General features: G+C 36.6%; 2 protein-coding genes and 1 pseudogene. 2 read left to right on the forward strand and 1 reads right to left on the reverse strand.

Going from position 1 to position 1,082, the window contains the following annotated elements; translation table 11 throughout:
- Window positions 1–280: 280 nt before the first annotated feature.
- Both ACFIJW_RS02050 and ACFIJW_RS02055 read left to right on the forward strand, forming a co-directional pair.
- The gene (locus tag ACFIJW_RS02050) at window positions 281–562 is read left to right on the forward strand and encodes a type II toxin-antitoxin system RelE/ParE family toxin (RefSeq protein ID WP_183194586.1); all 282 of its coding nucleotides are present in this window, start codon (window positions 281–283) and stop codon (window positions 560–562) included.
- Between the two features lie 17 nt (window positions 563–579).
- Window positions 580–879 carry a HigA family addiction module antitoxin gene (locus ACFIJW_RS02055; protein WP_183194585.1) on the forward strand — a complete coding sequence of 100 codons (300 nt, stop codon included), beginning with the start codon at window positions 580–582 and terminating at the stop codon, window positions 877–879.
- 52 nt (window positions 880–931) lie between these two features.
- Here the strand turns inward: ACFIJW_RS02055 and ACFIJW_RS02060 are convergent.
- Window positions 932–1,082: pseudogene (locus ACFIJW_RS02060) on the reverse strand (integrase); the annotation flags it as partial.

Here is a 1,082-nt window from a genome sequence, read left to right on the forward strand (position 1 = left end):
ACCTTGAAAAAACACACATGAAATCAATAAGTTATAGCACCATAAAAGTGCTGTGGCGGAGGGGGTGGGAATGCTACATTTATATGCAATCAATAACTTATATAAAGGTAAGGGAATTTTAATTCCATTGATTTTATTAACTTATTTTTATGTCTATCCCGAACTTTTTTATAGCTTATTCTCAATCATTTTATCCAAATATGTAATCAGATTTTCCAGTATCTTACTTGACTCTTATTTTTATAAATCGTATAGTAATAGTATACGATAAGGGGTGCTAATGGCAATTGTGAGTTTCAGACATAAGGGCTTAAAATTATTTTATACAACAGGTTCCACAAAAGCTATTCGACCAGATCACGTAAAGAAATTACGCGTTATCTTAACGGCTTTAACAAGTGCTACCACGCCCGAAATGTTGAAAGCACCTGCCTTTAAAATGCATCCTCTTAAAGGTGAACTTACAGGATACTATTCTATATGGGTGAATGGAAATTGGCGTGTTACTTTTCGCTTTATAGGAACAGATGTGGAGCTTGTTGATTATCAAGATTACCATTGATGAAAGGAACGAAAATAATGATGCATAACCCCGCACATCCGGGCGAAGTTCTAAAAGTAGCTTTCTTAGACGAAATGGGGATAACAATACAAAAGTTAGCTAATCATCTCCATATGACAAGAGCTTCTCTATCAAGAGTGATTAACGGACATGCCTCTATGAGTACCGAACTTGCAGTGAAATTAGAACTAGCTGGTTTTAGTAAAGCGAAATTTTGGCTGGATATGCAAACAAATTATAATTTATGGCAAACAATGCAACAGACACAACCACCTATTTCTCCTCTGGTTTCTGAAGCACATCAAACGTCGCTTTGATTTCGTTTATAATTTTGACGGGGCTTTAGTTTTTTAGCTTCCGCCCGTTGCTCTAACCTTTTTGAAGTTTTTTAATGGCTTCTATTGCAAGGCGTTTTCTATCGGCTGTTTTGGTATAAAGAGATGCCATTTTATCTTCTGTCCAGCCAAAAAGCGCTTTCATTTGCGAAACTGTCGCACCAGCATTGGCTGCACGTGTTGCT

The sequence above is a fragment of the Bartonella sp. MM97QHHN genome (genome assembly GCF_042194285.1).
GTDB lineage: Bacteria > Pseudomonadota > Alphaproteobacteria > Rhizobiales > Rhizobiaceae > Bartonella.